Origin of the sequence: Roseburia intestinalis L1-82, assembly GCF_900537995.1 — a bacterium.
GTDB classification, from domain to species: Bacteria; Bacillota; Clostridia; order Lachnospirales; family Lachnospiraceae; genus Roseburia; species Roseburia intestinalis.
In genome coordinates this window covers 3,707,083-3,728,839 of record NZ_LR027880.1, presented here as the reverse complement: position 1 = coordinate 3,728,839, position 21,757 = coordinate 3,707,083, and the positions used below count along the sequence as shown (strand labels likewise).

The window sequence follows — 21,757 nt, the reverse complement described above, 5'->3', positions numbered from 1 at the left end:
TAAATTAAATGGGATTTGAAATTTTTCATGCTATAATAGGTCATAAAGGTATGTTTATGAAGGTCATAAAATACCCTTATGACCTTTTTTGTGGGAACAGAAACCGGAAAGGCGAACATGTAATATGAAACTGAAATCAAAAATCATCATTTCTTTTTGTATTATCATATTTGTTCCGATCGTGCTGATGATGGCGGCACTTTTCAGTTTTCAGCGTATACAGGTGAAGGCGATTGAGCAGACTTATGGAATCAAGGAAAATAATTACAGCTATTTTTCCAATTCCATGCAGCTTTTAAGCCGTTTTACGAAAGAATGTTTCAAGGAACTGAAAGATGCGGCGAAGAATGATCCGGCACGGCTGGAGGATCAGGAATATTTAAATGAACTCAACCAGACATTAGAGGAGAAGAGTTCTTATCTGATCGTGAGAAAGGATAAAGAGTTAATTTATATCGGTGAGGATGCAAGCATTTCGCTGCTGACACAGCTGCCGTCGTATGGGGATACGGTGAAAGATGAGGACGCCGGCACTTACATTGATGGTGACGAACAGGTGCTGATCAAGCAGATCGACTTCCAGTTTCAGGATGGGAGTGACGGAAGTGCCTTTATTGTTACGATCTTAGAGGAGACAGTTCCGGAGGTAAAGAAACTTCTCATTGATGTGCTGATCTCGATCCTGCTGATCCTTGTGCTGACTGCGACGATGCTGACCATCTGGATGTATACCAGCATGATCAATCCGATCAAAAAACTGCAGACGGCGGCACAGAATATCAAGGACGGCAATCTTGATTTTTCAGTGGAATCGGACAGCAAGGATGAGATTGGGGAACTCTGCAGATCGTTTGAGGAGATGCGCCTGCGCTTAAAGGATAATGCGGAGGAAAAGATTGAGGGAGAAAAAGAAAACAAGACGCTCATCAGCAATATTGCACATGATTTAAAGACGCCGATCACGGCAGTAAAAGGGTATGCGGAAGGACTGATGGATGGCGTGGCGGATACACCGGAGAAGCGGGATAAATATATCCGCACGATCTACAATAAGGCAAATGAGATGGATACGCTTTTAAATGAGTTGACATTGTATGCTAAAATTGATACGAACCGTATCCCTTACAATTTCGCAAAGATCAATGTATCGGAATATTTTAATGATTGCGTAGAAGAGATCGGACTTGATCTTGAAACAAAAAATATCAGGCTTGCCTACTTTAATTATGTGGACGAAAATGTTTTGATCATAGCAGATCCGGAGCAGCTTCGTCGTGTGATCCACAATATTATCGGCAATTCCATCAAGTATCTGGATAAACAGCAGGGATTTATCAATATCCGCATCAAGGATGTCGGTGACTTTATTCAGGTGGAGATCGAGGACAACGGAAGAGGTATTTCCGCAAGAGACCTGCCATATATTTTCGACCGGTTTTACCGCGCGGATGCGTCGCGCAACTCGGCAACCGGCGGCAGCGGTATTGGTCTGTCCATTGTAAAGAAGATCATAGAAGACCATGGTGGAAAGATCTGGGCGACCAGCAAAGAGTCCATCGGAACGGTCATGTATTTTGTAATTCGTAAATATCAGGAGGTACCAAATGAGTAAAGTTTTGATTATTGAAGATGAGGTTGCAATCGCAGACCTGGAGAAAGATTATTTAGAACTCAGCGGGTTTGAGGTGGAGACTGAGAATGACGGCGTGGTCGGATTAAAACGTGCGCTCTCCGAAGATTTTGATATGTACATTTTAGATCTGATGCTGCCGGGCATTGACGGCTTTGAGATCTGCAAACAGATCAGAGAGGAAAAAAATACACCGATCCTCATGGTATCTGCCAAAAAAGACGATATCGATAAGATCAGGGGACTGGGACTTGGCGCGGACGATTACATCACAAAGCCGTTCTCACCGAGTGAGCTTGTCGCGAGGGTAAAGGCACACCTTGCCCGCTATGAGCGCCTGATCGGAAGCAACGCAGTAGAGAACGACGTGATTGAGATCCGCGGCATCCGTATCGACAAGACAGCAAGACGTGTCTGGGTCAACGGGGAAGAAAAACAGTTTACGACCAAGGAATTTGACCTTTTAACATTCTTAGCAGAGCACCCGAACCATGTGTTCACGAAGGAAGAACTCTTCCGTGAGATCTGGGATATGGAGTCGATCGGAGATATCGCAACTGTGACCGTGCATATCAAAAAGATCCGTGAGAAGATCGAGATGAATACTAATAAACCTCAGTATATAGAGACTATTTGGGGTGTAGGATACCGCTTTAAACTTTAGTTTTTATCCCAAATATTCTCCGACTATTTGGGGTGTAGGATACCGCTTTAAACTTTAGTTTTTATCCCAAATATTCTCCGACTATTTGGGGTGTAGGATACCGTTTTAAACTTTAGTTTTTATCCCAAATATTCTCCGACTATTTGGGGTGTAGGATATACATTTAAACTGTAAAGGTTTTTTATTTTGCATGTATCAGTGAAAAGAAAAATGGCGCGGAAGTCAGAAAATGGCTTCCGCGCCTTATTGCCAGTACATCGTTTTCAAAGAAGTAATATGAATTTGATGAAAGTACAGATCAGAAACGGAAGATTTTGATCATTTGATTGATAAGAAAGAAGCGATTAACCGTCTTCGCTATGAAAAGCCGGATATGCAGATTTGCTTTCGGACAGAAGATGCTTTGAAAAAGCTGCATTTCCGACATGCATTGCATGAGTGATGGATATCTTGCAGAAGAGCTTGAGATAGAGTATAAAAAGGGTATATAATAAAAAAGTTCGGGTTCAGATAACAGGACAGAAAAACAGGGCACATTTTTCATATCCCGATCAATATGGGATAAGCGAGGAAACACAAATGAGTAACTACGAAAAACCAGTTGTTGTAATGGCAGAAGAAAGCACAGAGGGCGTGTATCTTGCAAGCGGAGATCACCTGGAACAGTGCAGATTTGGAAGAACAGAGGCATCTGCAGGGGCAGATGCGTGCCAGGAATGTTCTAAGAGCGGTGGAAAGAGAGCTACTCCTTTGCCGGGAGAAGAATCTGCAAGGAGAGATGATTTTAAAAGCTGCGTGGACAATATGCCGATCAAGCAGTAGAAATGAGGAACAGTATGCAGCCAGCGATCATTTATGAAGATGAAGACATTATCGTCTGTAAAAAACCGGCAGGCGTGGCGACACAGACCAGACGCATCGGGCAGGCGGACATGGAGAGCCTGCTAAAAAATTACCGTGCATCCAAAGGGGAGCTTCCTTATATTGGTGTGGTACATCGGTTAGACCAGCCGGTGGAAGGCATTATGGTGTTTGCAAAAAATAAAGAAGCAGCGGCAGATCTAAGCCGCCAGATCAAAACAAAACTGGCGGACAAATATTATTATGCGATGACGGACGGCGTGCCGGAAAAGAAAAAAGGAACCTTAGAGGATGAACTTTTACAGAATGGAAAGACAAATACCTCCGAGGTGGTGGAAAGAGGAACACCGCAGGCAAAACATGCCAGCCTTTCCTATGAGGTGGTCGAGCAGGATGGAAAACATGCCGTTTTGCGTATCAAACTTGATACCGGACGCCACCATCAGATCCGGGTGCAGCTTGCACATGCAGGGATGCCGATCGTTGGGGATAAAAAGTACAACTTCAAAGAAAACATTGCACCGTCGGGCGGACAGCTTGCACTGTGCTCTTTTAAGATCGCGTTCCGGCATCCGAAAACGCATAGAAAACTGGAGTTTGAAATTGACAAGCCTTTTGGTTTATCATAAAATAAATCCAAAGGTTTAGATAGAAGAGTAAGGAGATTTATCATGGCAAAGGACAAGAAGTTAGTAGAGGCAATCACTTCCATGGAGGAAGATTTTGCCCAGTGGTATACAGATGTGGTCAGGAAAGCGGAACTGATCGATTATTCATCCGTAAAGGGATGTATGATCCTTCGTCCGGCAGGCTATGCGATCTGGGAAAATATTCAGCATGAGTTAGACCGCCGTTTCAAAGAGACCGGTGTTGAGAACGTATATTTACCGCTGTTTATCCCGGAGAGTCTGTTAGAGAAAGAAAAAGATCATGTGGAGGGATTTGCACCGGAGGTTGCATGGGTAACTTATGGTGGTTTGAATCAGCTTCCGGAACGTCTGTGTGTCAGACCGACTTCTGAGACATTGTTCTGTGATTTCTATAAAAACATCATCCAGTCTTACCGTGATCTGCCAAAGGTATATAACCAGTGGTGTTCTGTTGTAAGATGGGAGAAGGAGACACGTCCTTTCTTACGTTCCAGAGAGTTCTTATGGCAGGAGGGACACACCGCACATGCGACCGCAGAGGAAGCAGAGCAGAGAACCGTACAGATGTTAAATGTCTATGCGGATTTCTGTGAGGAAGTATTAGCAATGCCGGTTGTACGCGGACAGAAGACGGAAAAAGAAAAATTTGCAGGTGCGGAGGCAACTTACACGATCGAAGCACTGATGCATGATGGAAAGGCATTACAGTCAGGAACCAGCCACAACTTTGGCAATGGATTTGCGAAAGCATTTGGCATCCAGTATACGGATAAAGATAACAAACTTCAGTATGTATATCAGACATCCTGGGGTATGACGACACGTCTGATCGGCGCGATCATCATGGTACACGGAGATGATTCGGGTCTGGTGCTGCCGCCGCGTATTGCACCGGTACAGGCTATGGTCATCCCGATCCAGCAGCAGAAAGACGGTGTGCTTGACACTGCAAAAGAAGTCTGTGAACGCATCGGAAAAGTCTGCCGTGCAAAACTTGATGATTCCGACAAGAGCCCGGGATGGAAGTTCTCTGAGCAGGAAATGAGAGGTATCCCGGTTCGTATCGAACTTGGACCAAAGGATATCGCAGCAGGCAAATGTGTGGCAGTACGCCGTGATACCAGAGAGAAGATTGAGATCGCATTAGACGAACTTGAAGCAAAACTGCCAGAGTTGTTAGAGCAGATTCAGAAAGATATGTTTGCGCGTGCAAAAGCACACAGAGATGCACATATCTGGGATGCACATAATTACGAAGAATTTACCACGATTGCAAATGAGAAACCGGGCTTTATCCGTGCAATGTGGTGTGGGGATCAGGCTTGCGAGGACAAGATCAAAGAAGACCTTGCAGTGACCTCACGCTGTATGCCGTTTAACGATCAGGAGCACATTTCAGATGTCTGTGTATGCTGTGGAAAGCCGGCACACAAATTAGTATATTGGGGTAAAGCATACTAAGATAATTAATAGTCTGTTTGAAAACAGATGGATTACTTTGAATGAAAACAGAACTGGAAAATGATCCGGGGAACACAGCCAGGTTTCACGGATCACAAGGTTCTGTTTCCTTTTTACATAATATGAAAACGATTCCGGTAGCGTTTCTACGATGAATTACAGGACAGAAAAAGTACATGTAACACAAAATATTATTTTTCCAGGGGGCAGGAGAAGATGATAGAAAAATATTATGATGGTGCGATAGAACAGGTAGCAGCCGGTTTGGGAACTGTGGAAAAGAACCATCTTTTAGTCAGATACAGTGGACAATTTTCCGTAGAAAACTTAAATGATACAAAGCAGCTTGAGAAAAATGAAGACATTTTCGTACAGGTACATGAATTTGAAACGGGGGAGATTACCTGTGCGTATGAGCCGTATCTTACCATGATCTGTGATGGGTTCAGGCGGTATATGACGGGAACGTTTGAAGAATTTATGGAAACGTGCGATGTGTATTATCTGCACCGGCCGGTTTTGCTTGGTTATTTTAATCAGGATAATACAGGGCGGGAGGAGATCATTTTGCTTGATGAGGTGGCATATGAGCAGGAACGCATGTTGGCGGCACTTGAGCGCATGCTGTGTGCCATTGCTGACAGGCATCCGGTTCTGTTTGTTTTGAACCGTTTTCAGCTGGCTTCTAAAAGTACCATGCAGCTTACGGCGCGCTTTTTGAAATGTGAAAACTGCAATATCGGTCTTGTGCTTGGCGTGAGTGATATCCAGGCAATGCCGGAATTTCTGGTGCCGGACTGGGAAATGCTGTATGAGACATTAGATGATGGCAGTAAGATTTATCATATTGGAAATTCCGGCAGAAAAAAAGAAGAAACCATAGATGACGAAAAATACGTTGACTATGGAAGTGAAAAAGTGTACCGGAAACTGCAGAATATGGTCGAATTTCTTGATTTTGACCAGGCGGCATATTATTTAGAAACCATTGATCGAAAGATAAAATTTGATAATCTTTTAGTGGATGATGCCGCGCGTTTTCGCATGTGGCTCTTATTTGTCAAAGTATCGATTTTAAGACAGGATATTCCAAAAGCGCTTGAAATCTGCGAGGATCTGGAAAAAATCCATCTTGCCGGAAAGGAAGAGGAGTGTGCATATGAGCAGGATTATCTGATCGCGACCGCATATATGTACCAGGGAAAATTAAAAGAGGCTTTGGAGATGGCAGGAGAAACATACCGCATCGCCGGGAAAATGTCCGATGATTACCGGATGTTTTTATCCGAACTGTTGGAGGCAAAGATCCAGATGTCCGGCTGGTATAACATCTTTTTCTGTGCACAGGATGTAAAGATAAAGGAAAGCCTGATCCAGAATCTGATCCGTTACAACTATCGCAATCACCTGGCACATGTATATATTTATGCGTACGATAACAAGCCGGAGATCGTGAAAAAAGCAAACCAGTCCGAGGAGTTTCTGATTTATTTCAGCAGGGGAATCCGCATAGCAAAAAAACTTGGAAATGAGTATCTGATCAATATGGCATACCAGAAAAATATTATGCTGTCATCGACAAACGGTATGTATGAGATATCTCTGCTTTATTCGGTGAGGACTTATGAGGCACTGAAAGATAAAAGATCAATCCAGGCAGGGCGTATTTATTCGGGGATTGCATATAACTTATGTGCGATCGGTGAAAATGAGCGCGCGATGGCTTATTACAGGCATGCAATCCGTCTGTTTTATCATCTGAGGGAACCGGAAGATATTGCGGAAGTGCAGTATAACATGTCTTTAAACTGCATTATGTGTGGACAATATGAAAAGGCGGAGTTTTATCTGACACAGTGCATGAAAGCGGTGGAGCGTCTGCATTTAAACAGCTTAAGAGTCTGCAATCTATCCAAATTATATGGACTGCTCGCTCTTGTGTCGATCTTAGAGGGTAACCGGTTTAACTGTGAACGTTATTTAAACAACTGCAGGCAGTTTTTAAATTACGTTATAGAAAAAGAAAAGATGGGGGATAGGTTTGGAACAGTCCACGATTATGCAAAGGTCGATGATGACATGTTTTTGTATACATTCTCCCGCGGACTTCTTGCTGTACACGATGGAGAGTATAAAAAGGCAGACGCAGATTATGAGAAAGCGGAGGATTATCTGAGCCGATCCGAGGGAAATCAGTTTTTCAGCTATGCACTTTTCCAGCAAAAGCGGATGGAATGTTTCAAATGTCTCGAAAATCAGAAAGGTTATGAGAAGCAGAAAAAAACGTTAGAAGAATACGAAAGGCAGCATTTCAGTACCTATGGAAAACTGGCGAAAAAAATGATGGATACACTGCCGCCGGTGGATGAGGCGGACGGGCAGCAGGATGTTTCCGAACAGGAATTAGACGTACTGCTCTGGCAGGAGAGCATGGTATTAGCCTATAAGAGCAAGAAACACCAGCTGGATTTTATTTCGACCTGGCAGAAACTGATTGATGTGACCGGGGTCTGTGCAGAGGAAATGATCGATGCGGTCATGAAAACATTTTTAAATCACTTTAATGTGGACTGTGCGGTGTATGCGCGCTGTATGGAGAGACAGACGCAGGTATTATACAATAATACCGGGATCGATTTAAACGAGGAGCGGACGGGCAGGATCATCGCATCTTTAAAGCGGAATCCGGGAGGCTACGCGATCTCAAAGATCAGCAGCAACTATAACGAACACCAGGATATCACGGCATTGTTTGGTGAGGATGACGTGTGCTCTTTGGTGGCGGTGCCGTATTTTAACAATGCAAAACTCGAAAGTTTTCTGATCACCTATGTGAGGATGAAGGATAACTGGCATTCTTCCGTAAACCGGTATATGCTCGATGAAGATGATTTAAATATGTATCAGCTTTTATTCCGCGAGGTAAAATATTCTTTGAACCGTCTGGACGCATATGATAAAATATACGAGATGAACAATAAACTTTACCTCGCAGCAGTCACTGACCAGCTCACCGGAATTTACAACAGGGAAGGTTTTTACCGTAGGATCAAAGATCTGATAGATGAATTTTCGGGTGGAAAACGGAAACCGGAACTGGGTCTGATGTTTATTGATCTCGATAATTTTAAGCATTATAATGATACTTACGGTCATGATGTCGGCGACCTGGTTTTAAAGGAAATGGCAGATATTTTTTCCGGTCTGTGTGAAAAACAGGGATTTGTCTGCCGCTATGGTGGAGATGAATACATTATTGTATTTTTCACCGCGGATAAAGAAAGGCTGAAGGAAACGGCAAAGCAGATCTATCAGAAGATCGATCAGGCGGACGGTTTTGAAAAAGCGATTTCTGAGAAACTGAAAAAACAGATTTCCATCCGGAAAGAGCAGCGCATTTCCTGCTCCATTGGAATCGTGTTGGCAGAAGACATTCATGGCGAGGAAGAAATCAACCAGATGATCAAGAGGGCGGATGATCTGCTCTATTCGATCAAGACAACGAAAAAGGGAACTTACCGTATATGAAAATCGTTTTGCCGGAAAAAGTAAAATTTATCATAGAAACATTGGAAACACACGGGTATGAGGCATATGCAGTCGGCGGATGTGTGCGTGATACCATGTTACACCGCACACCGGGCGACTGGGACATCACGACGCAGGCAAAACCGGAGCAGGTCAAAGAAATATTTGCCGAAAAGAACATTCATACCATTGACACCGGGATCCAGCACGGAACCGTGACTGTGATGGTGGAACATGAGGGATTTGAGGTGACGACCTACCGGATCGACGGGGAATATGAGGATGCGAGACATCCGAAAAATGTACAGTTTACCGCGAGTCTGTTAGAGGATTTAAAAAGGCGTGATTTCACGATCAACGCCATGGCGTACAATGACAAAAACGGCCTGATCGACGCGTTTGACGGTGTGGGTGATTTAGAGCGCGGCGTGATCCGCTGTGTGGGATGTGCCATGGAACGTTTTTCCGAGGATGCACTGCGGATGCTTCGCGCCGTGCGTTTTGCGGCGCAGCTTGGGTTCGACATCGAGGCAGAGACAAAAGAAGCGATGGTAAAACTTGCGCCTAATATTGCAAAAGTCAGTGCGGAGCGGATACAGACTGAACTGGTAAAATTAATTACATCCGCACATCCGGGAGAAATCAGGACTGCATGGGAAACAGGACTTACGGCAGTGTTTCTGCCGGAGTTTGACCGTATGATGGCGACACCGCAGAATACAAAGCATCATTGTTATTCGGTCGGGGAGCACACGGTGGCAGCGCTGGAACATATTGTGGGAGATAAGGTACTGCGCCTTACCATGCTGTTACATGATGTGGCAAAACCTGTGTGCAGAACCACGGATGTTTCCGGCAATGACCATTTTTACGGACATCCCAAAGAAGGCAGTGAGATGGCAAGAAAGATCCTTCGCCGGTTAAAGTTTGACAATGACACGACCGATAAGGTGTGCCGGCTGGTGTGCTGGCATGATGACAATCCGCCGCTTTCCGAGAAAAACGTAAGAAGGGCGGTAAGCAGGATCGGAGTGGAACAGTATCCTGCATTATTTGCAGTGAAACGTGCGGATATTCTGGCACAGAGTGAATACCAGAGAGAAGAAAAACTCTCTTATGTAGATGGCTATGAGGCGTTATACCGGGAAATTTTAGAGAAGAATCAGTGTCTTACAATACGGGATTTAGCTGTAAATGGAAGTGATCTGATCGCTGCCGGGATGAAACCCGGAAAAGAGATCGGGGAGACATTAAAAAGTCTTTTAGAACTGGTGCTTGATGATCCAGAACTGAATAACAGGGAACTGCTGTTAGAGCGAATCTGTAGTCATGAATAAACAAACCCTCTCATATGATGAAGAGACACGGGGTAAGACCGTAATCAATCATATGGGGGGCGTTTTTTTGTATAATCGACCGGAACAGATATTAGAACAATACGAACTGGAAGTAAAGTCCATCTCAAGAGGACGGGACAGCTATCAGTGTGATACAGAGCAGGGACCGAAAATTTTGCGGGAATACAGAGGATCAAAGGAGCGGGCCGGGTTTTTAGCGGATATGCTGGATCATCTGAGTGGACAGGGAAGAACGGTGGAGACGGTAATGCGGACAAAAGAGGGTGAGCCGTTTTCCGTGAACGAGGAGGAAACAAAATACATATTATATCAGGCATTTCCGGGGGCGGAATGTGACACGAAAAACAGGGCGGATATGCTTTCTGCAGTAAGAGAACTTGCATTGCTTCACCAGTCTGCGCAGAATTATGAGGGCAGTGTGCCGGAGTTTTTAAAGTCAGGGCAGAATAATCTGCTTCTTCTCTATGAAAAAAGAAACCGGGAATTGAACAAAGTCAGAAATTATATCCGTGCAAAAAAGAAAAAGAATGATTTTGAGATGATGTTTGCGGTCTGGTATCCGGAGTATGTGAAAAAAGCACAGGAGACGACGGATATTTTAAAAGATCTGGGAATCCAGGAACAGCTGATCGGATTCTGCCATGGGGACTATAACCAGCACAATGTCATTTTTTCACGGGAAGGGATCGCGGTTGTCCATTTTGAAAATTTCCTGTATCAGGAGAGCGTCGGGGATCTTGCCAACTTTATCCGGAAAATGATGGAAAAAAATAACTGGAATGCCGGGCTTGGCATGGATCTGATCCGCGGATATGACCGGGTCAGAAAACTGTCGCCGGAGGAACTGAAATATCTGTATGTGTATCTTGCATACCCGGAAAAATTCTGGAAGATCGCCAACCGTTATTATAATTCACACAAGGCGTGGCTGTCGGGAAGAAATATAGAAAAACTGGAAAAAGTCGTTGCACAGGAGGACGCAAGGGAGCAGTTTTTACAGATGCTCTTTCACTTTACCGTATAGACAGTTTGCGGTATAATCAGGTGAGTAAAAAATTGTTCAAAGCTACAGTAGGAGACAGGAGAATACATGAAGATAAAATATCAGATCATATTACTGCTTACAGCAATGGTCATGCTGCTTGGCGGATGTGGGAAGAAAAATACGGTCGTGACCGGACGCTATTATTATCCGGATCAGGAGAAAGATGCAAAAACGGAAGAAACGTCGGATGATGCAGATGAGTCGGCGGAGACGACTGAGAAAAATGAAGCTGTGATCGGAAGTGACCAGTTTCTGATCAAAACAAATGACATGCAGGAGGAATGCCTGACGTTAGAGCAGATTGCATCCGGGAAAGAGTATGTGTATTATTACACACTTGCGACCAGGTTTCTCGATAAATACGGAAACCGCACTGCAGTGTCTTATTTTGAGCCGGGCAGAGTGATCACGGTGGGAGAAAAAGATGACCAGGGAAAAGTCACACAGGTGCAGATTTCAGATGCCGTCTGGGAATATCCGGATGTATCGCGTTATTCGGTGGATATGGACCGTGGTATTTTTAAGATTGGAGATGAGCGGTATTCCTATGATGCAGATCTTTATATCTGTGAGGATGACCTGAGAAAACAGTTGTCTGATCTGACTGATTTAGATACACTGCGTGTGACCGGTATAGGAAAAAAACTGATTTCCATTGTGGTTACGACCGGACATGGAGAGCTTGCTCTGACCAATACGGATCTTTTTGAGGGAAGCTTTATCCAGATCGGAAGCAAAATTTTTGCGGAAGTGACCAAAGATATGACAATGGAGCTGCCGGCAGGCACCTATACTGTGACGGTGGCAAATAATGGGTACGGCGGCAGTACGGAGCTTACGATCGAGAGTGGAAGAACAGAGACACTTGATCTTAATACCTTAAAGGGCGCGGGACCGAAGTTTGGAAATATTTTATTTGCCGTGGATGTGGAGGATGCGCTCATTCAGATCGATGGAAAGGTTGTTGATACGGAAGAGGCGGTTCCAATCCAGTATGGAGTGCACAGTCTTACGGTCACGGCGCCAGGGTACGATACCTTTAATAAGAAATTATTTGTTAATTCTGAGGAGGCAACGATCGTAGTCGGAATGTCGGGTGACGGCACCGGAACAGACAGCACCACGGAGGAAACGGAAACAGAAAATACTGCGGAAACAGCAAATGAAGCGGACAGTTCGGCAGAGGGAGCGGCAGGAAGCCTTGCAGGAAGTCTTGCAGGAAGTCATACGGCCGGCGAAAGCGGTGGAACAACATCGGGAAGCAGTACCGGAACAGTAGCCGGAACAACTGCAGGAAGCGGTACTGACACATCGACCGGCACGGCAGCAGGAAGCGGAACCGGCACGGGTACATCTTCGGATCTTTATACAGGAAACAGTACCGGAGATGGAACATCAACAGGCAGCAGTGCGGACTATTTATCTACATTGTCAGAGCTTCTGTCAACATTATCCGGTAACAGCAACTAAAAAGGACAGAATTGTACAAATTTAGCATGGAATAGTACTTGAAAAACAGGTTCGTTATCGCTAATATAAAAATAGAATCATAAGTAAGTATGGGAGGAAAGAAAAATGGGATACAAAGAAAATTATGAGAGCTGGCTGAACAATCCTTATTTTGACGAGGATACCAGAAATGAACTGAAAAGTATTGAGGGAAATGAAAAAGAGATCGAAGACCGTTTTTATATGGATCTGGAATTTGGTACAGCCGGACTTCGTGGTGTGATCGGAGCCGGAACCAACCGCATGAACATTTATACCGTGCGCAAGGCTACACAGGGACTTGCCAATTATATCAGCAGGGTAAACGGACAGAAACGCGGTGTTGCCATTGCCTATGATTCCCGTCATATGTCACCGGAGTTTGCAGATGAAGCGGCACTCTGTCTGGCAGCAAACGGAATCAAAGCGTATGTATTTGAATCTTTAAGACCGACACCGGAACTTTCCTATGCAGTGCGTAAATTAGGATGTATCGCCGGAATCAATGTGACCGCAAGCCACAATCCGCCGGAATACAATGGATATAAAGTATACTGGGAGGATGGTGCACAGATTACACCTCCACATGATACCGGAATCATGGATGAAGTAAAAAAAGTAACTGATTACGCAGCGGTAAAGACCATGCCGCTTGATGAGGCAAAGGCAGCAGGACTCTATCAGGTGATCGGCGCAGATATCGACGATCCGTATATTGCAGAGTTAAAGAAACTGGTGCTGCATCAGGACTGCATTGATAAAGTGGGCGGAGAGTTAAAGATCGTATACACACCGTTACATGGAACCGGAAATATTCCGGTACGCCGCGTATTAAAAGAACTTGGTTTTAAAAATGTATACGTTGTTCCGGAGCAGGAGCTGCCGGATGGAGACTTCCCGACCGTAAGCTACCCGAACCCGGAAGCAGCAGAGGCATTTGAACTTGGACTTGCCCTCGGCAAAAAAGTCGATGCAGACCTGATCCTTGCAACAGATCCGGATGCAGACCGTCTCGGCGTGTATGTAAAGGACAGCAAAACAGGGGAATATCACAGCTTAACCGGTAATATGTCCGGCTGCCTGATCGGTGATTATGTGATTGGACAGCGTAAGGAGCGCGATGGAAGCCTGCCGGCTGACGGTGCATTTATCCGTTCCATTGTTTCTACGAATATGGCAGATGCGATCGCTGACTATTACGGAATCGAGCTGGTAGAGGTACTGACCGGATTTAAGTTTATCGGACAGAAGATCTTAGAGTTCGAGAAGACTGGAAAAGGAACCTATCTGTTTGGTATGGAAGAGAGCTACGGCTGTCTGACAGGAACCTATGCGAGAGATAAAGATGCGATCGTTGCATCCATGACACTCTGCGAAGCAGCTGCTTACTATAAGACAAAGAATATGACACTGTGGGATGCAATGCTTGCAATGTATGAGAGATACGGCTATTACAAAGATGATGTGACATCTATCACCTTAAAGGGTATCGAGGGACTTGCAAAGATCCAGGAGATCATGAATACGCTGCGTGATCAGGCACCACAGGAGATCGGCGCTTATAAAGTAACTGCAATCCGTGATTACAAGAAAGACACGGTTACAGATCTTGCAACAGGCAAGGTAACACCGACCGGACTGCCGGCTTCGAATGTTCTTTACTATGAGATGACAGATGGTGCATGGGTATGTGTAAGACCATCTGGTACAGAGCCAAAAGTGAAGTTTTATCTGGGTGTAAAAGGAACATCTCTTGCGGATGCAGATCAGAAATCAGCGGATCTTTCAAAAGCAGTACATGCGATGATCGATAAAATGCTTTAATACGAATTCTGGATAGAAAATGTTTGTAAAAATGGTTACTGTTTACAGGCAGGCATTTTCTGAACTAAAAATGCCCATATTTCGGGGATTTTCCTTGACAACAGAAGTAAAAACAAGTATAAATAATGAAGTAGGTATTACAGTGTACGGATATCCGTCAGGGATTGGTGCATCAGAAAACCGCAAAATTAAATTTACTGTGAAAATCCAGAGGAGGAATTTTTAACATGAACAAAGCAGAATTAGTTGCAGCAATGGCTGAGAAAACTGAATTAAGCAAAAAAGACGCAGAAGCAGCATTAAAAGCTTTCACAGACGTTGTAGCTGAAGAATTAAAAAAAGGTGAGAAGATCCAGTTAGTTGGATTCGGAACATTCGAAGTATCTGAGAGAGCAGAAAGAACAGGAAGAAACCCACAGAGCGGTAAAGAGATGGTTATTCCGGCTTCTAAAGCTCCAAAATTCAAAGCTGGTAAAGCTTTAAAAGATATGGTTAACGCATAATCATAACAGAAAAGATTCTAAGCGGGTTCCGGTTGTGGGATCCGCTTTTTTGTTGGAGGATTACTATGAGACTCGATAAATTTTTAAAAGTATCCCGTCTAATCAAACGCCGCACGGTGGCAAACGAGGCGTGTGATGCGGGAAGGGTATCTGTAAATGGAAAACCGGCGAAGGCATCGGTCAATGTCAAAGTCGGGGATATCATTGAGATCGCATTTGGAACGAAAACCGTAAAAGTGCGTGTACTTGATCTGTTGGATACCACGAAAAAAGAACAGGCAAAAGATTTATTTGAATATATAGCATAAAAGCAGGCACCTTCTAATATATTTAGAAACGGTAATAGATATTTCCGCCAATAAATATCAGGAGGTCTTAGGATGGATGATAAAAATACAAATGTGACAAAGTCACATAAGGTACTGCTTGCAAACCGCAAAAGCGGAGCTTTTTCCGGCGTGGTGGACGTGTTGTCATTTGATGTGGCAGAGATTCTGTTAGAGACAGAACTTGGCATGCTTTTAATAAAAGGACATGATCTTCATGTGAACCGTCTTACCCTGGAAAAAGGTGAAATTGATATTGAAGGAAGAATCGATTCCCTGACGTATTCCGATATCAAAAATACAGGAAAACAGGCTGAATCTATTTTAGGAAGGCTGTTCAAATGATGGCTGTCAGCGCAGCAATCAGTGAGCAGGCAGCCTCGCTTGGGGTATCCATATTGATTGGCGGTGCATTGTTTCTTTTATATGATATTTTCCGGATATTTCGCAGAGTCGTGCCACACGGGAATTTCTGGATCGGTGTGGAGGATTTTTTTTACTGGCTCTGCTGTACTGCTGTAGTTTTTGTGATGCTGTATCGGGAAAATGACGGCATGGTGCGGGGATTTTCCATAGGCGGCATCATGATTGGCATGCTGCTCTACTATTTTCTGCTCAGCCGGTTTGTCATACGGATCAATGTGATGGTCTTTGGGACGGTTTTTGGTCTGCTCGGCAAAATATTTGGTACTATTTTACTACCATTCAGAAAACATGGGAAAAAAATTATACATTTTTTCAGAAAACGATTGAAAAAAGTGTGCAGAGCAGTTAAAATTGGATTATGTAAACTATAGCCTGACGGGACGTTTGTGAAAAACAGTCAGGACAGCGGTATATCAGATGGAAGGAAACAGATATGGCAGGTAGGGGACGTCGGAAAAAAAATAATAACAGAGCAGGAAAGCTTTGTATTGGAATGATCGTCATTGCGTTTGTTGCGGTAATGTCTGTCCAGATCATCAGAGTTTACCAGAAAGATCAGGAATACATGCAGCAGGAGGCGTCGCTTCAGAAACAGTTAGAGGAAGAAACCGCAAGGGGAGAACAGCTGAGCAGCTATGAGACGTATACAAAGTCCCAGCAGTATGTGGAAGATACTGCAAAGAGTAAATTAGGACTTGCCTATGATAATGAGATCATCTTCAAGGAAGCGAAATGATAAAATAACAAAATGAAAAACCAGTTCCATGATGTGCGTATGACGCAGATGGAACTGGTTTTTTGTTACCTTCTATTTTACGATGGCGTCGATTTTATCCAGCTCTTCTTTGGAGAAAGAAGTATGTCCGATGATACCGATATTGTCTAAAATCTGTTCCGGTTTTGAAGCACCGATCAGTACGCTTGTCACATGGTCGTCCTTTAAGATCCAGCTTAATGCCATTTCAGCGAGTGTCTGACCGCGCTGTCCTGCCAGTTCATTTAATGCTTTGATCTGACTGAGACGTTCCGGTGTTAAGGAAGATTCATGTAAGAACCGTCCGTCTTTTGCGATACGGCTGTCCGCTGGAATACCGTTTAAGTAGCGGTTGGTCAGCATGCCCTGGGCTAAAGGAGAGAATGCAATGATACCTTTTTTCAGGTCATGGGCAGTTTCCTTTAAGCCGTTCTCTTCAATGGTACGGTCAAAGATCGAATAACGGTTCTGGTTGATGATGAACGGACATTTTAAGTCATTCAAAATAGCCGCTGCCTTCTTTAAGGTCGGTCCGTCATAGTTAGAAAGTCCGACATAAAGTGCCTTGCCGCTTTTTACGATAGAATCAAGTGCACCCATTGTCTCTTCAAGCGGTGTTTCCGGATCCATGCGGTGATGGTAGAAGATATCGACATATTCAAGACCAAGTCTCTTTAAGCTCTGGTCTAAACTTGCAATCAGGTACTTGCGGCTTCCCCAGTTGCCGTAAGGCCCCTCCCACATATCATAACCTGCTTTCGTGCTGATCAGAAGCTCGTCACGGTAAGGCAGAAAATCATCTTTTAAAATCTGACCGAAATTGCGCTCAGCGCTTCCGTAAGCAGGTCCGTAATTGTTAGCGAGATCGAAGTGGGTAATGCCGTGGTCGAATGCGGTGTGGCACATTGCCTTCATGTTATCGTAACATCCGGTATCACCGAAATTATGCCATAATCCCAAAGATACGATCGGAAGTTTTAAACCGCTTGCTCCGCAGCGGTTATACTGCATGGTTTCATAACGTTTACTGTCTGCTGTGTACATTTTTCCATCTCCTTAAATGCTTTATTAATCCAATTCGCCGTTCGTCAATCATGCAGGCATGTTGACTCACTTGCATTCATTATACCGCAAAACCTGAATGAGGTGTGAGAGCAATGTGAAATTCCTAAAAATAATCAACTGTTTTGAACTCCCTCGAAAGGACATCGAAAAAGGGATTTTGGCGAAAACTTTTTTGAAATCGGGATTTCCTTTGACAAAGATTTTTATTTCGGACTCCTATAATGGGATGCACCCGAAAAAATCCGGCAGACAAAATGCCGTGGTTGGAGGGAGAAATAAGAAAGTGTAAGGAGAAAAGGAATGAAAAAGACGGGAGTCAGACAAATGATATTTGGAATACTCGGGAGCCTGGCATGTGGAGTCAGTGTGATGGGATGTTATCCGCTTGTGCCGGCATATTTTACCGCACTCTATTTAGAACAGGTAAACGGAGTTGTGCTGCTTGCTTTTATGTACATAGGAATGACTCTGTTTATGCCGCTGACCGCAGCGGTAAAATACGGGGTGACACTGATCGTTATGATCGGTGCAGTGAAGCTGATCGAATGGGCAAATGAAGGGTGTCCGGCATTTTTGGCAGGTGTGATGGCGGGACTTACCACACTGATCTTATCGTTTTGCGGAAGTCTCCTGGAATGGAAAAACCAGCCGGACGGGGCAGCGGTATTTTTGGAGGCAGTCTTTATTTTTGGTGCGGTAATCCTTTTAAACCGCGGTATACATTTCCTGATGGAGTGGACGCCGGTGCAACGGAAAACAGAGGAACTGCCGGAGCGGGGAAATGGCGAGCGGCTCAAAAATTATGCGGAGTCTTTTCAGGGGCTGTCCCAGATATTTTTAAATATGAGTGCAGGAAAAGAAAAATATGCTGCGGATGAGCTTGGCAGGGTACAAAACGAACTGACCGGAAAAGTATGTGCCTCCTGTGATTCCTGCGCACTCTGCTGGGAGAGGGACTGCACACCGCTTTATGGAATTTTGTCTTCAATGATCACATCCATCTGGCAGGTGGGAGAGCCGGGGGCGGAAAATGAGGCGGAGTTAAAGAAGTACTGTGCGAAAAGCCGGGATATGGTGGAGGAGGCGGTGCGTGTGTTTGAGCGTGTCAGCTTAAATCATGCGTGGTACAACCGTCTTTTGGAAAACAGGCAGGTGATCGCGGAACAGCTCGATGCCATGGCTTATATCATGCAGGACTGTGCAAGAGAAGAACGTGTGCTCGATACACAGGAGAGAAGAGCGATCTCTGAGATACGTTACCGGGCAAAAGAAAGGGGAATTTCCATTGAGGAAATACATCTGATCGAGACTCTTGACGGCAGATTAAAACTGAGTGCGGCATTAAAGAGCAGAATGGGGGGCTGTATTTCCCTGAAATCATTTGTGACTGCGGCGGGACATGCATTAGGCAGGCAGATGCGGGCGGCAGCCGACACAAAAACCTTTATCTCAAAGGAACCGGTCAACTATGTTTTTTATGAGGACACGGTGTACCGTAATGTACAGGGAATCGCGCGAGTCAAAAAGGACGGGGCAAAAATATCGGGGGATAATTTTTCTTTTCTGGAGTTAGAGCGTGGAGAATTTCTGCTTGGACTTTCAGATGGAATGGGATCAGGGAGCATGGCATGTAAAGAGAGTGAGATGGTCTTAGATCTGGTTGAACGTTTTTTGGAGGCGGGATTTTCTGTTGAGACGGCGATCCGCATGATGAATTCCGCGATGGTCATGAAAGGAGCGGATGATTTGTATTCAACGGTCGATCTCTGCAAGATCAATCTGTATACGGGAATGGCGAAGTTATATAAGATCGGGGCAGCAGCTACCTTTATTAAGAGGGGGGCGGAGGTGGAATGTATCACTTCCCAGAGTCTGCCGGTTGGAGCGCAGGTACAGATGGATATCTCTGTGCAGGAAACAAAACTAACGGGCGGTGATTTTGTTGTCATGGTAACGGATGGTGTGTTAGAATATCTGCATGTGAAAAAACCGGAGGATACCATGCAGGAGATCATAGAGAGCATACAGACCAATAATCCGGGGATACTGGCAAAGAAAATCATGGAGCGCGTCATGCTTTTTACGGGAGGAAAGGCGAAGGATGATATGACCGTGTTAGCGGCATGTATCTGGGAAAAATAAATGACAGAAGATGTATTAAACTGGATCAAAAAAGAAAAACTGATGACAGAAGGGGACACCGTGATCGTGGGACTCTCCGGCGGAGCGGATTCGGTGGCACTTTTACTCGTGCTTTTGGAACTGCGCCAGAGGATCGGCTATACACTTCTGGCAATTCATGTGGAACATGGGATCCGCGGTGAGGAGAGCAGAAAGGATGCAGCGTTTGTGGAGGAACTCTGCAGGCAGAAAAATATCCCATGCAGGATATGTCCGGTCAATGTGCCGGACTATGCAGCCACAGAGGGAATCGGTGTTGAGGAAGCTGCGAGGATACTGCGTTATGAATGTTATCAAAAGGCAGCAGAAGAGCTGAAACAGAGTGGAGCTGGCCGTGTCAGCATTGCCCTTGCGCATCATGCGAACGACAATGCTGAGACCGTCTTATTTCAGATGGCGCGGGGAAGCGGTGTGCATGGAATGTGCGGTATGCACCCGAAACGGGTGCTGGGAGATGACATTTTGATTGTGCGTCCGCTTCTTTGTGTGTCGAGGGGACAGATCGAGGAGTATCTGAAAAAGTGTGGGCAGGAGTACCGGACGGATGGCACCAATCTGGATATCAATTACAGCAGAAACCGCATCCGTCATCATATTCTGCCTGAACTTTCGGTAATTAACGAGCAGGCAGTTTCTCATATCAATCAGAGTGCACTGCTTTTGCAGCAGGCGGTCAGTTATATGGAACAGGAAACAAAAAAAGCCGTGCAGACATGCTGCATTGGCGGGGGCGGTGCATATGTTATTTTAGAAAATGAGTGGAAGCAGTATCCGGAGATCATAAGACAGGAAATCGTTCATGAGGTGCTTGGAAAGACTGCCGGCAGCCGGAAAGATCTTGGCATGGTGCATGTGCAGGATGTCTGTGCACTGATGGAGAAACAGACCGGACGGGAGATCACGCTTCCGTATCAGATGACGGCGAGCCGGATCTATGAGGGGGTAAGATTGTGCCGGAGAGGGACGCACAAAGCTGGCACGGGAACATGGCAGGAGAAAGGTGGATGTGAAACAGAAGGTGCAGCAGGTGCTTCTCAGTCATTTTATGAGGTTACGGCAGATGATTTTGCAAAACTTGAGGCAGGAGAAACGGTAAGTATCACACTGCCGGATGCCAATGTAAGCCTCAGACTGCTTTTATTTTCGGGAAAAGTTGACGAAATTCCAAAAAATCAGTATACGAAATGGCTGAATTATGATAGGATAGAATGTGGCTTGCAGTTTCGGAGAAGGGCATCGGGAGATTATCTGACGGTGGATGATGCGGGACACAAAAAGAAACTGAAAAGCTATTTTATTGACGAAAAGATACCGCAGATAAAAAGAGAGCACATATGGCTTTTAGCGCAGCAGTCGCATGTGTTATGGGTCATTGGCGGGCGGATCAGCGCCGTCTGCAAAATAAAAGAAGATACAAAAAAGATTCTGGAAGTAAGGATCGACGGAGGAAATTATCGTGAAGATTAAAAACATTAACGTTCATTTTACGGAAGCAGAGATTGACAAAAAGATCAGAGAATTAGGTGCAAGGATCAGTGAGGATTATGCAGGGGAATCCGTATGCCTGATCTGTATTTTAAAGGGAGCATCTTTCTTTACCTGTGAGCTGGCAAAGAGGATCACCGTTCCGGTAGAAGTGGAATTTATGTCTGTTTCAAGTTATGGCTCCGGTACGGAATCCAGCGGAATCGTAAAGATCGTGCAGGATTTATCAACCAGCATTGAAGGAAAGAATGTCATTGTTGTTGAGGACATTATCGATACAGGAAGAACTTTAAGCTACCTTCTGGAGAATTTGAAAACAAGAAGTCCAAAGAGTGTCCGTCTGTGTACACTTCTTGACAAACCGGAACGCAGAGTTGTGGATGTGAAGGTTGACTATGTCGGATTTGAGATACCGGACGAATTTGTAGTAGGTTATGGTCTTGATTATAATCAGCAGTACCGTAATCTGCCTTACATTGGATTTGTGGAGATAGAGGAATAAAGGAGA

Annotated in this window: 20 protein-coding genes; 19 read left to right on the top strand and 1 reads right to left on the bottom strand. The window is 44.7% G+C overall.

Translation table 11 applies throughout. The features are described from left to right. Positions 1–124 precede the first annotated feature (124 nt). The 16 genes from RIL182_RS17485 (at position 125) to RIL182_RS17410 (ending at position 16,500) form a co-directional block, all read left to right on the top strand. Complete coding sequence (locus tag RIL182_RS17485; protein WP_006856296.1) at positions 125–1,612, top strand: HAMP domain-containing sensor histidine kinase; 1,488 nt, start codon at positions 125–127, stop codon at positions 1,610–1,612. After that, positions 1,605–2,294, top strand: coding sequence for a response regulator transcription factor (locus tag RIL182_RS17480; RefSeq protein WP_006856297.1), 690 nt, complete (start codon positions 1,605–1,607; stop codon positions 2,292–2,294). The genes RIL182_RS17485 and RIL182_RS17480 overlap by 8 nt, the downstream gene beginning before the upstream one ends. A 579-nt stretch (positions 2,295–2,873) precedes the next feature. Beyond that, on the top strand, positions 2,874–3,116 hold the full coding sequence (locus RIL182_RS17475) for a hypothetical protein (RefSeq protein ID WP_006856300.1): 243 nt from the start codon (positions 2,874–2,876) through the stop codon (positions 3,114–3,116). Positions 3,117–3,118: 2 nt separating this feature from the next. Further along, positions 3,119–3,784 (top strand): RluA family pseudouridine synthase, encoded by a 666-nt coding sequence (locus RIL182_RS17470; protein ID WP_006856301.1) that lies wholly within the window; start codon positions 3,119–3,121, stop codon positions 3,782–3,784. Between the two features lie 42 nt (positions 3,785–3,826). After that, on the top strand, positions 3,827–5,266 hold the full coding sequence (proS, locus tag RIL182_RS17465; RefSeq protein WP_006856302.1) for a proline--tRNA ligase: 1,440 nt from the start codon (positions 3,827–3,829) through the stop codon (positions 5,264–5,266). A 216-nt stretch (positions 5,267–5,482) separates the two neighbouring features. Next, on the top strand, positions 5,483–8,794 hold the full coding sequence (locus tag RIL182_RS17460; protein WP_006856304.1) for a tetratricopeptide repeat-containing diguanylate cyclase: 3,312 nt from the start codon (positions 5,483–5,485) through the stop codon (positions 8,792–8,794). Continuing rightward, complete coding sequence (locus RIL182_RS17455) at positions 8,791–10,131, top strand: CCA tRNA nucleotidyltransferase (protein ID WP_006856305.1); 1,341 nt, start codon at positions 8,791–8,793, stop codon at positions 10,129–10,131. Before RIL182_RS17460 ends, RIL182_RS17455 begins: the two co-directional genes overlap by 4 nt. Positions 10,132–10,198: 67 nt before the next feature. Next, the gene (locus RIL182_RS17450; RefSeq protein WP_242655504.1) at positions 10,199–11,176 is read left to right on the top strand and encodes a CotS family spore coat protein; all 978 of its coding nucleotides are present in this window, start codon (positions 10,199–10,201) and stop codon (positions 11,174–11,176) included. Between the two features lie 66 nt (positions 11,177–11,242). Next, positions 11,243–12,667, top strand: a complete 1,425-nt coding sequence (locus RIL182_RS17445; protein ID WP_006856307.1) for a hypothetical protein — start codon at positions 11,243–11,245, stop codon at positions 12,665–12,667. Between the two features lie 105 nt (positions 12,668–12,772). Further along, positions 12,773–14,509 carry a phospho-sugar mutase gene (locus RIL182_RS17440; RefSeq protein WP_006856308.1) on the top strand — a complete coding sequence of 579 codons (1,737 nt, stop codon included), beginning with the start codon at positions 12,773–12,775 and terminating at the stop codon, positions 14,507–14,509. Between the two features lie 19 nt (positions 14,510–14,528). Further along, positions 14,529–14,735 carry a hypothetical protein gene (locus RIL182_RS17435; RefSeq protein WP_006856309.1) on the top strand — a complete coding sequence of 69 codons (207 nt, stop codon included), beginning with the start codon at positions 14,529–14,531 and terminating at the stop codon, positions 14,733–14,735. Between the two features lies 1 nt (position 14,736). Beyond that, positions 14,737–15,012: an HU family DNA-binding protein gene (locus RIL182_RS17430; RefSeq protein ID WP_006856310.1), complete on the top strand. Its 276-nt coding sequence runs from the start codon at positions 14,737–14,739 to the stop codon at positions 15,010–15,012. A gap of 65 nt (positions 15,013–15,077) precedes the next feature. Next, positions 15,078–15,320 (top strand): RNA-binding S4 domain-containing protein, encoded by a 243-nt coding sequence (locus RIL182_RS17425; protein WP_006856311.1) that lies wholly within the window; start codon positions 15,078–15,080, stop codon positions 15,318–15,320. Positions 15,321–15,392: 72 nt separating this feature from the next. Beyond that, a complete protein-coding gene (gene yabP / locus RIL182_RS17420; RefSeq protein ID WP_006856312.1) occupies positions 15,393–15,683 on the top strand; it encodes a sporulation protein YabP in 291 nt (96 codons plus the stop codon). Further along, positions 15,680–16,135, top strand: a complete 456-nt coding sequence (gene yabQ, locus RIL182_RS17415) for a spore cortex biosynthesis protein YabQ (RefSeq protein ID WP_006856313.1) — start codon at positions 15,680–15,682, stop codon at positions 16,133–16,135. Before yabP ends, yabQ begins: the two co-directional genes overlap by 4 nt. Before the next feature lie 62 nt (positions 16,136–16,197). After that, entirely contained in the window at positions 16,198–16,500 is a 303-nt protein-coding gene (locus tag RIL182_RS17410; protein ID WP_006856314.1) for a septum formation initiator family protein, read from the top strand. Between the two features lie 72 nt (positions 16,501–16,572). Here the strand turns inward: RIL182_RS17410 and RIL182_RS17405 are convergent, their stop codons facing one another. Continuing rightward, positions 16,573–17,562, bottom strand: a complete 990-nt coding sequence (locus RIL182_RS17405; RefSeq protein WP_006856315.1) for an aldo/keto reductase — start codon at positions 17,560–17,562, stop codon at positions 16,573–16,575. A 321-nt stretch (positions 17,563–17,883) separates the two neighbouring features. Here RIL182_RS17405 and RIL182_RS17395 point away from each other — a divergent pair, with 321 nt between their 5' ends. From RIL182_RS17395 to hpt, 3 genes are read left to right on the top strand one after another with little or no spacing between them, the layout of a single operon-like run. Beyond that, on the top strand, positions 17,884–19,725 hold the full coding sequence (locus tag RIL182_RS17395) for a SpoIIE family protein phosphatase (protein WP_006856317.1): 1,842 nt from the start codon (positions 17,884–17,886) through the stop codon (positions 19,723–19,725). Further along, positions 19,726–21,231, top strand: a complete 1,506-nt coding sequence (gene tilS / locus RIL182_RS17390; RefSeq protein WP_006856318.1) for a tRNA lysidine(34) synthetase TilS — start codon at positions 19,726–19,728, stop codon at positions 21,229–21,231. After that, on the top strand, positions 21,221–21,751 hold the full coding sequence (gene hpt / locus RIL182_RS17385) for a hypoxanthine phosphoribosyltransferase (RefSeq protein WP_006856319.1): 531 nt from the start codon (positions 21,221–21,223) through the stop codon (positions 21,749–21,751). The genes tilS and hpt overlap by 11 nt, the downstream gene beginning before the upstream one ends. Positions 21,752–21,757 lie beyond the last annotated feature (6 nt).

What these genes read in the sequence shown, in the direction of transcription:
- RIL182_RS17485 (WP_006856296.1), top strand. Translation starts at nt 125, where the DNA reads ATGAAACTGAAATCAAAAATCATCATTTCTTTTTGTATTATCATATTT.
- RIL182_RS17480 (WP_006856297.1), top strand. Translation starts at nt 1,605, where the DNA reads ATGAGTAAAGTTTTGATTATTGAAGATGAGGTTGCAATCGCAGACCTG.
- RIL182_RS17475 (WP_006856300.1), top strand. Translation starts at nt 2,874, where the DNA reads ATGAGTAACTACGAAAAACCAGTTGTTGTAATGGCAGAAGAAAGCACA.
- RIL182_RS17470 (WP_006856301.1), top strand. Translation starts at nt 3,119, where the DNA reads ATGAGGAACAGTATGCAGCCAGCGATCATTTATGAAGATGAAGACATT.
- proS (WP_006856302.1), top strand. Translation starts at nt 3,827, where the DNA reads ATGGCAAAGGACAAGAAGTTAGTAGAGGCAATCACTTCCATGGAGGAA.
- RIL182_RS17460 (WP_006856304.1), top strand. Translation starts at nt 5,483, where the DNA reads ATGATAGAAAAATATTATGATGGTGCGATAGAACAGGTAGCAGCCGGT.
- RIL182_RS17455 (WP_006856305.1), top strand. Translation starts at nt 8,791, where the DNA reads ATGAAAATCGTTTTGCCGGAAAAAGTAAAATTTATCATAGAAACATTG.
- RIL182_RS17445 (WP_006856307.1), top strand. Translation starts at nt 11,243, where the DNA reads ATGAAGATAAAATATCAGATCATATTACTGCTTACAGCAATGGTCATG.
- RIL182_RS17440 (WP_006856308.1), top strand. Translation starts at nt 12,773, where the DNA reads ATGGGATACAAAGAAAATTATGAGAGCTGGCTGAACAATCCTTATTTT.
- RIL182_RS17435 (WP_006856309.1), top strand. Translation starts at nt 14,529, where the DNA reads ATGTTTGTAAAAATGGTTACTGTTTACAGGCAGGCATTTTCTGAACTA.
- RIL182_RS17430 (WP_006856310.1), top strand. Translation starts at nt 14,737, where the DNA reads ATGAACAAAGCAGAATTAGTTGCAGCAATGGCTGAGAAAACTGAATTA.
- RIL182_RS17425 (WP_006856311.1), top strand. Translation starts at nt 15,078, where the DNA reads ATGAGACTCGATAAATTTTTAAAAGTATCCCGTCTAATCAAACGCCGC.
- yabP (WP_006856312.1), top strand. Translation starts at nt 15,393, where the DNA reads ATGGATGATAAAAATACAAATGTGACAAAGTCACATAAGGTACTGCTT.
- yabQ (WP_006856313.1), top strand. Translation starts at nt 15,680, where the DNA reads ATGATGGCTGTCAGCGCAGCAATCAGTGAGCAGGCAGCCTCGCTTGGG.
- RIL182_RS17410 (WP_006856314.1), top strand. Translation starts at nt 16,198, where the DNA reads ATGGCAGGTAGGGGACGTCGGAAAAAAAATAATAACAGAGCAGGAAAG.
- RIL182_RS17405 (WP_006856315.1), bottom strand. Translation starts at nt 17,562, where the DNA reads ATGTACACAGCAGACAGTAAACGTTATGAAACCATGCAGTATAACCGC.
- RIL182_RS17395 (WP_006856317.1), top strand. Translation starts at nt 17,884, where the DNA reads ATGAAAAAGACGGGAGTCAGACAAATGATATTTGGAATACTCGGGAGC.
- tilS (WP_006856318.1), top strand. Translation starts at nt 19,726, where the DNA reads ATGACAGAAGATGTATTAAACTGGATCAAAAAAGAAAAACTGATGACA.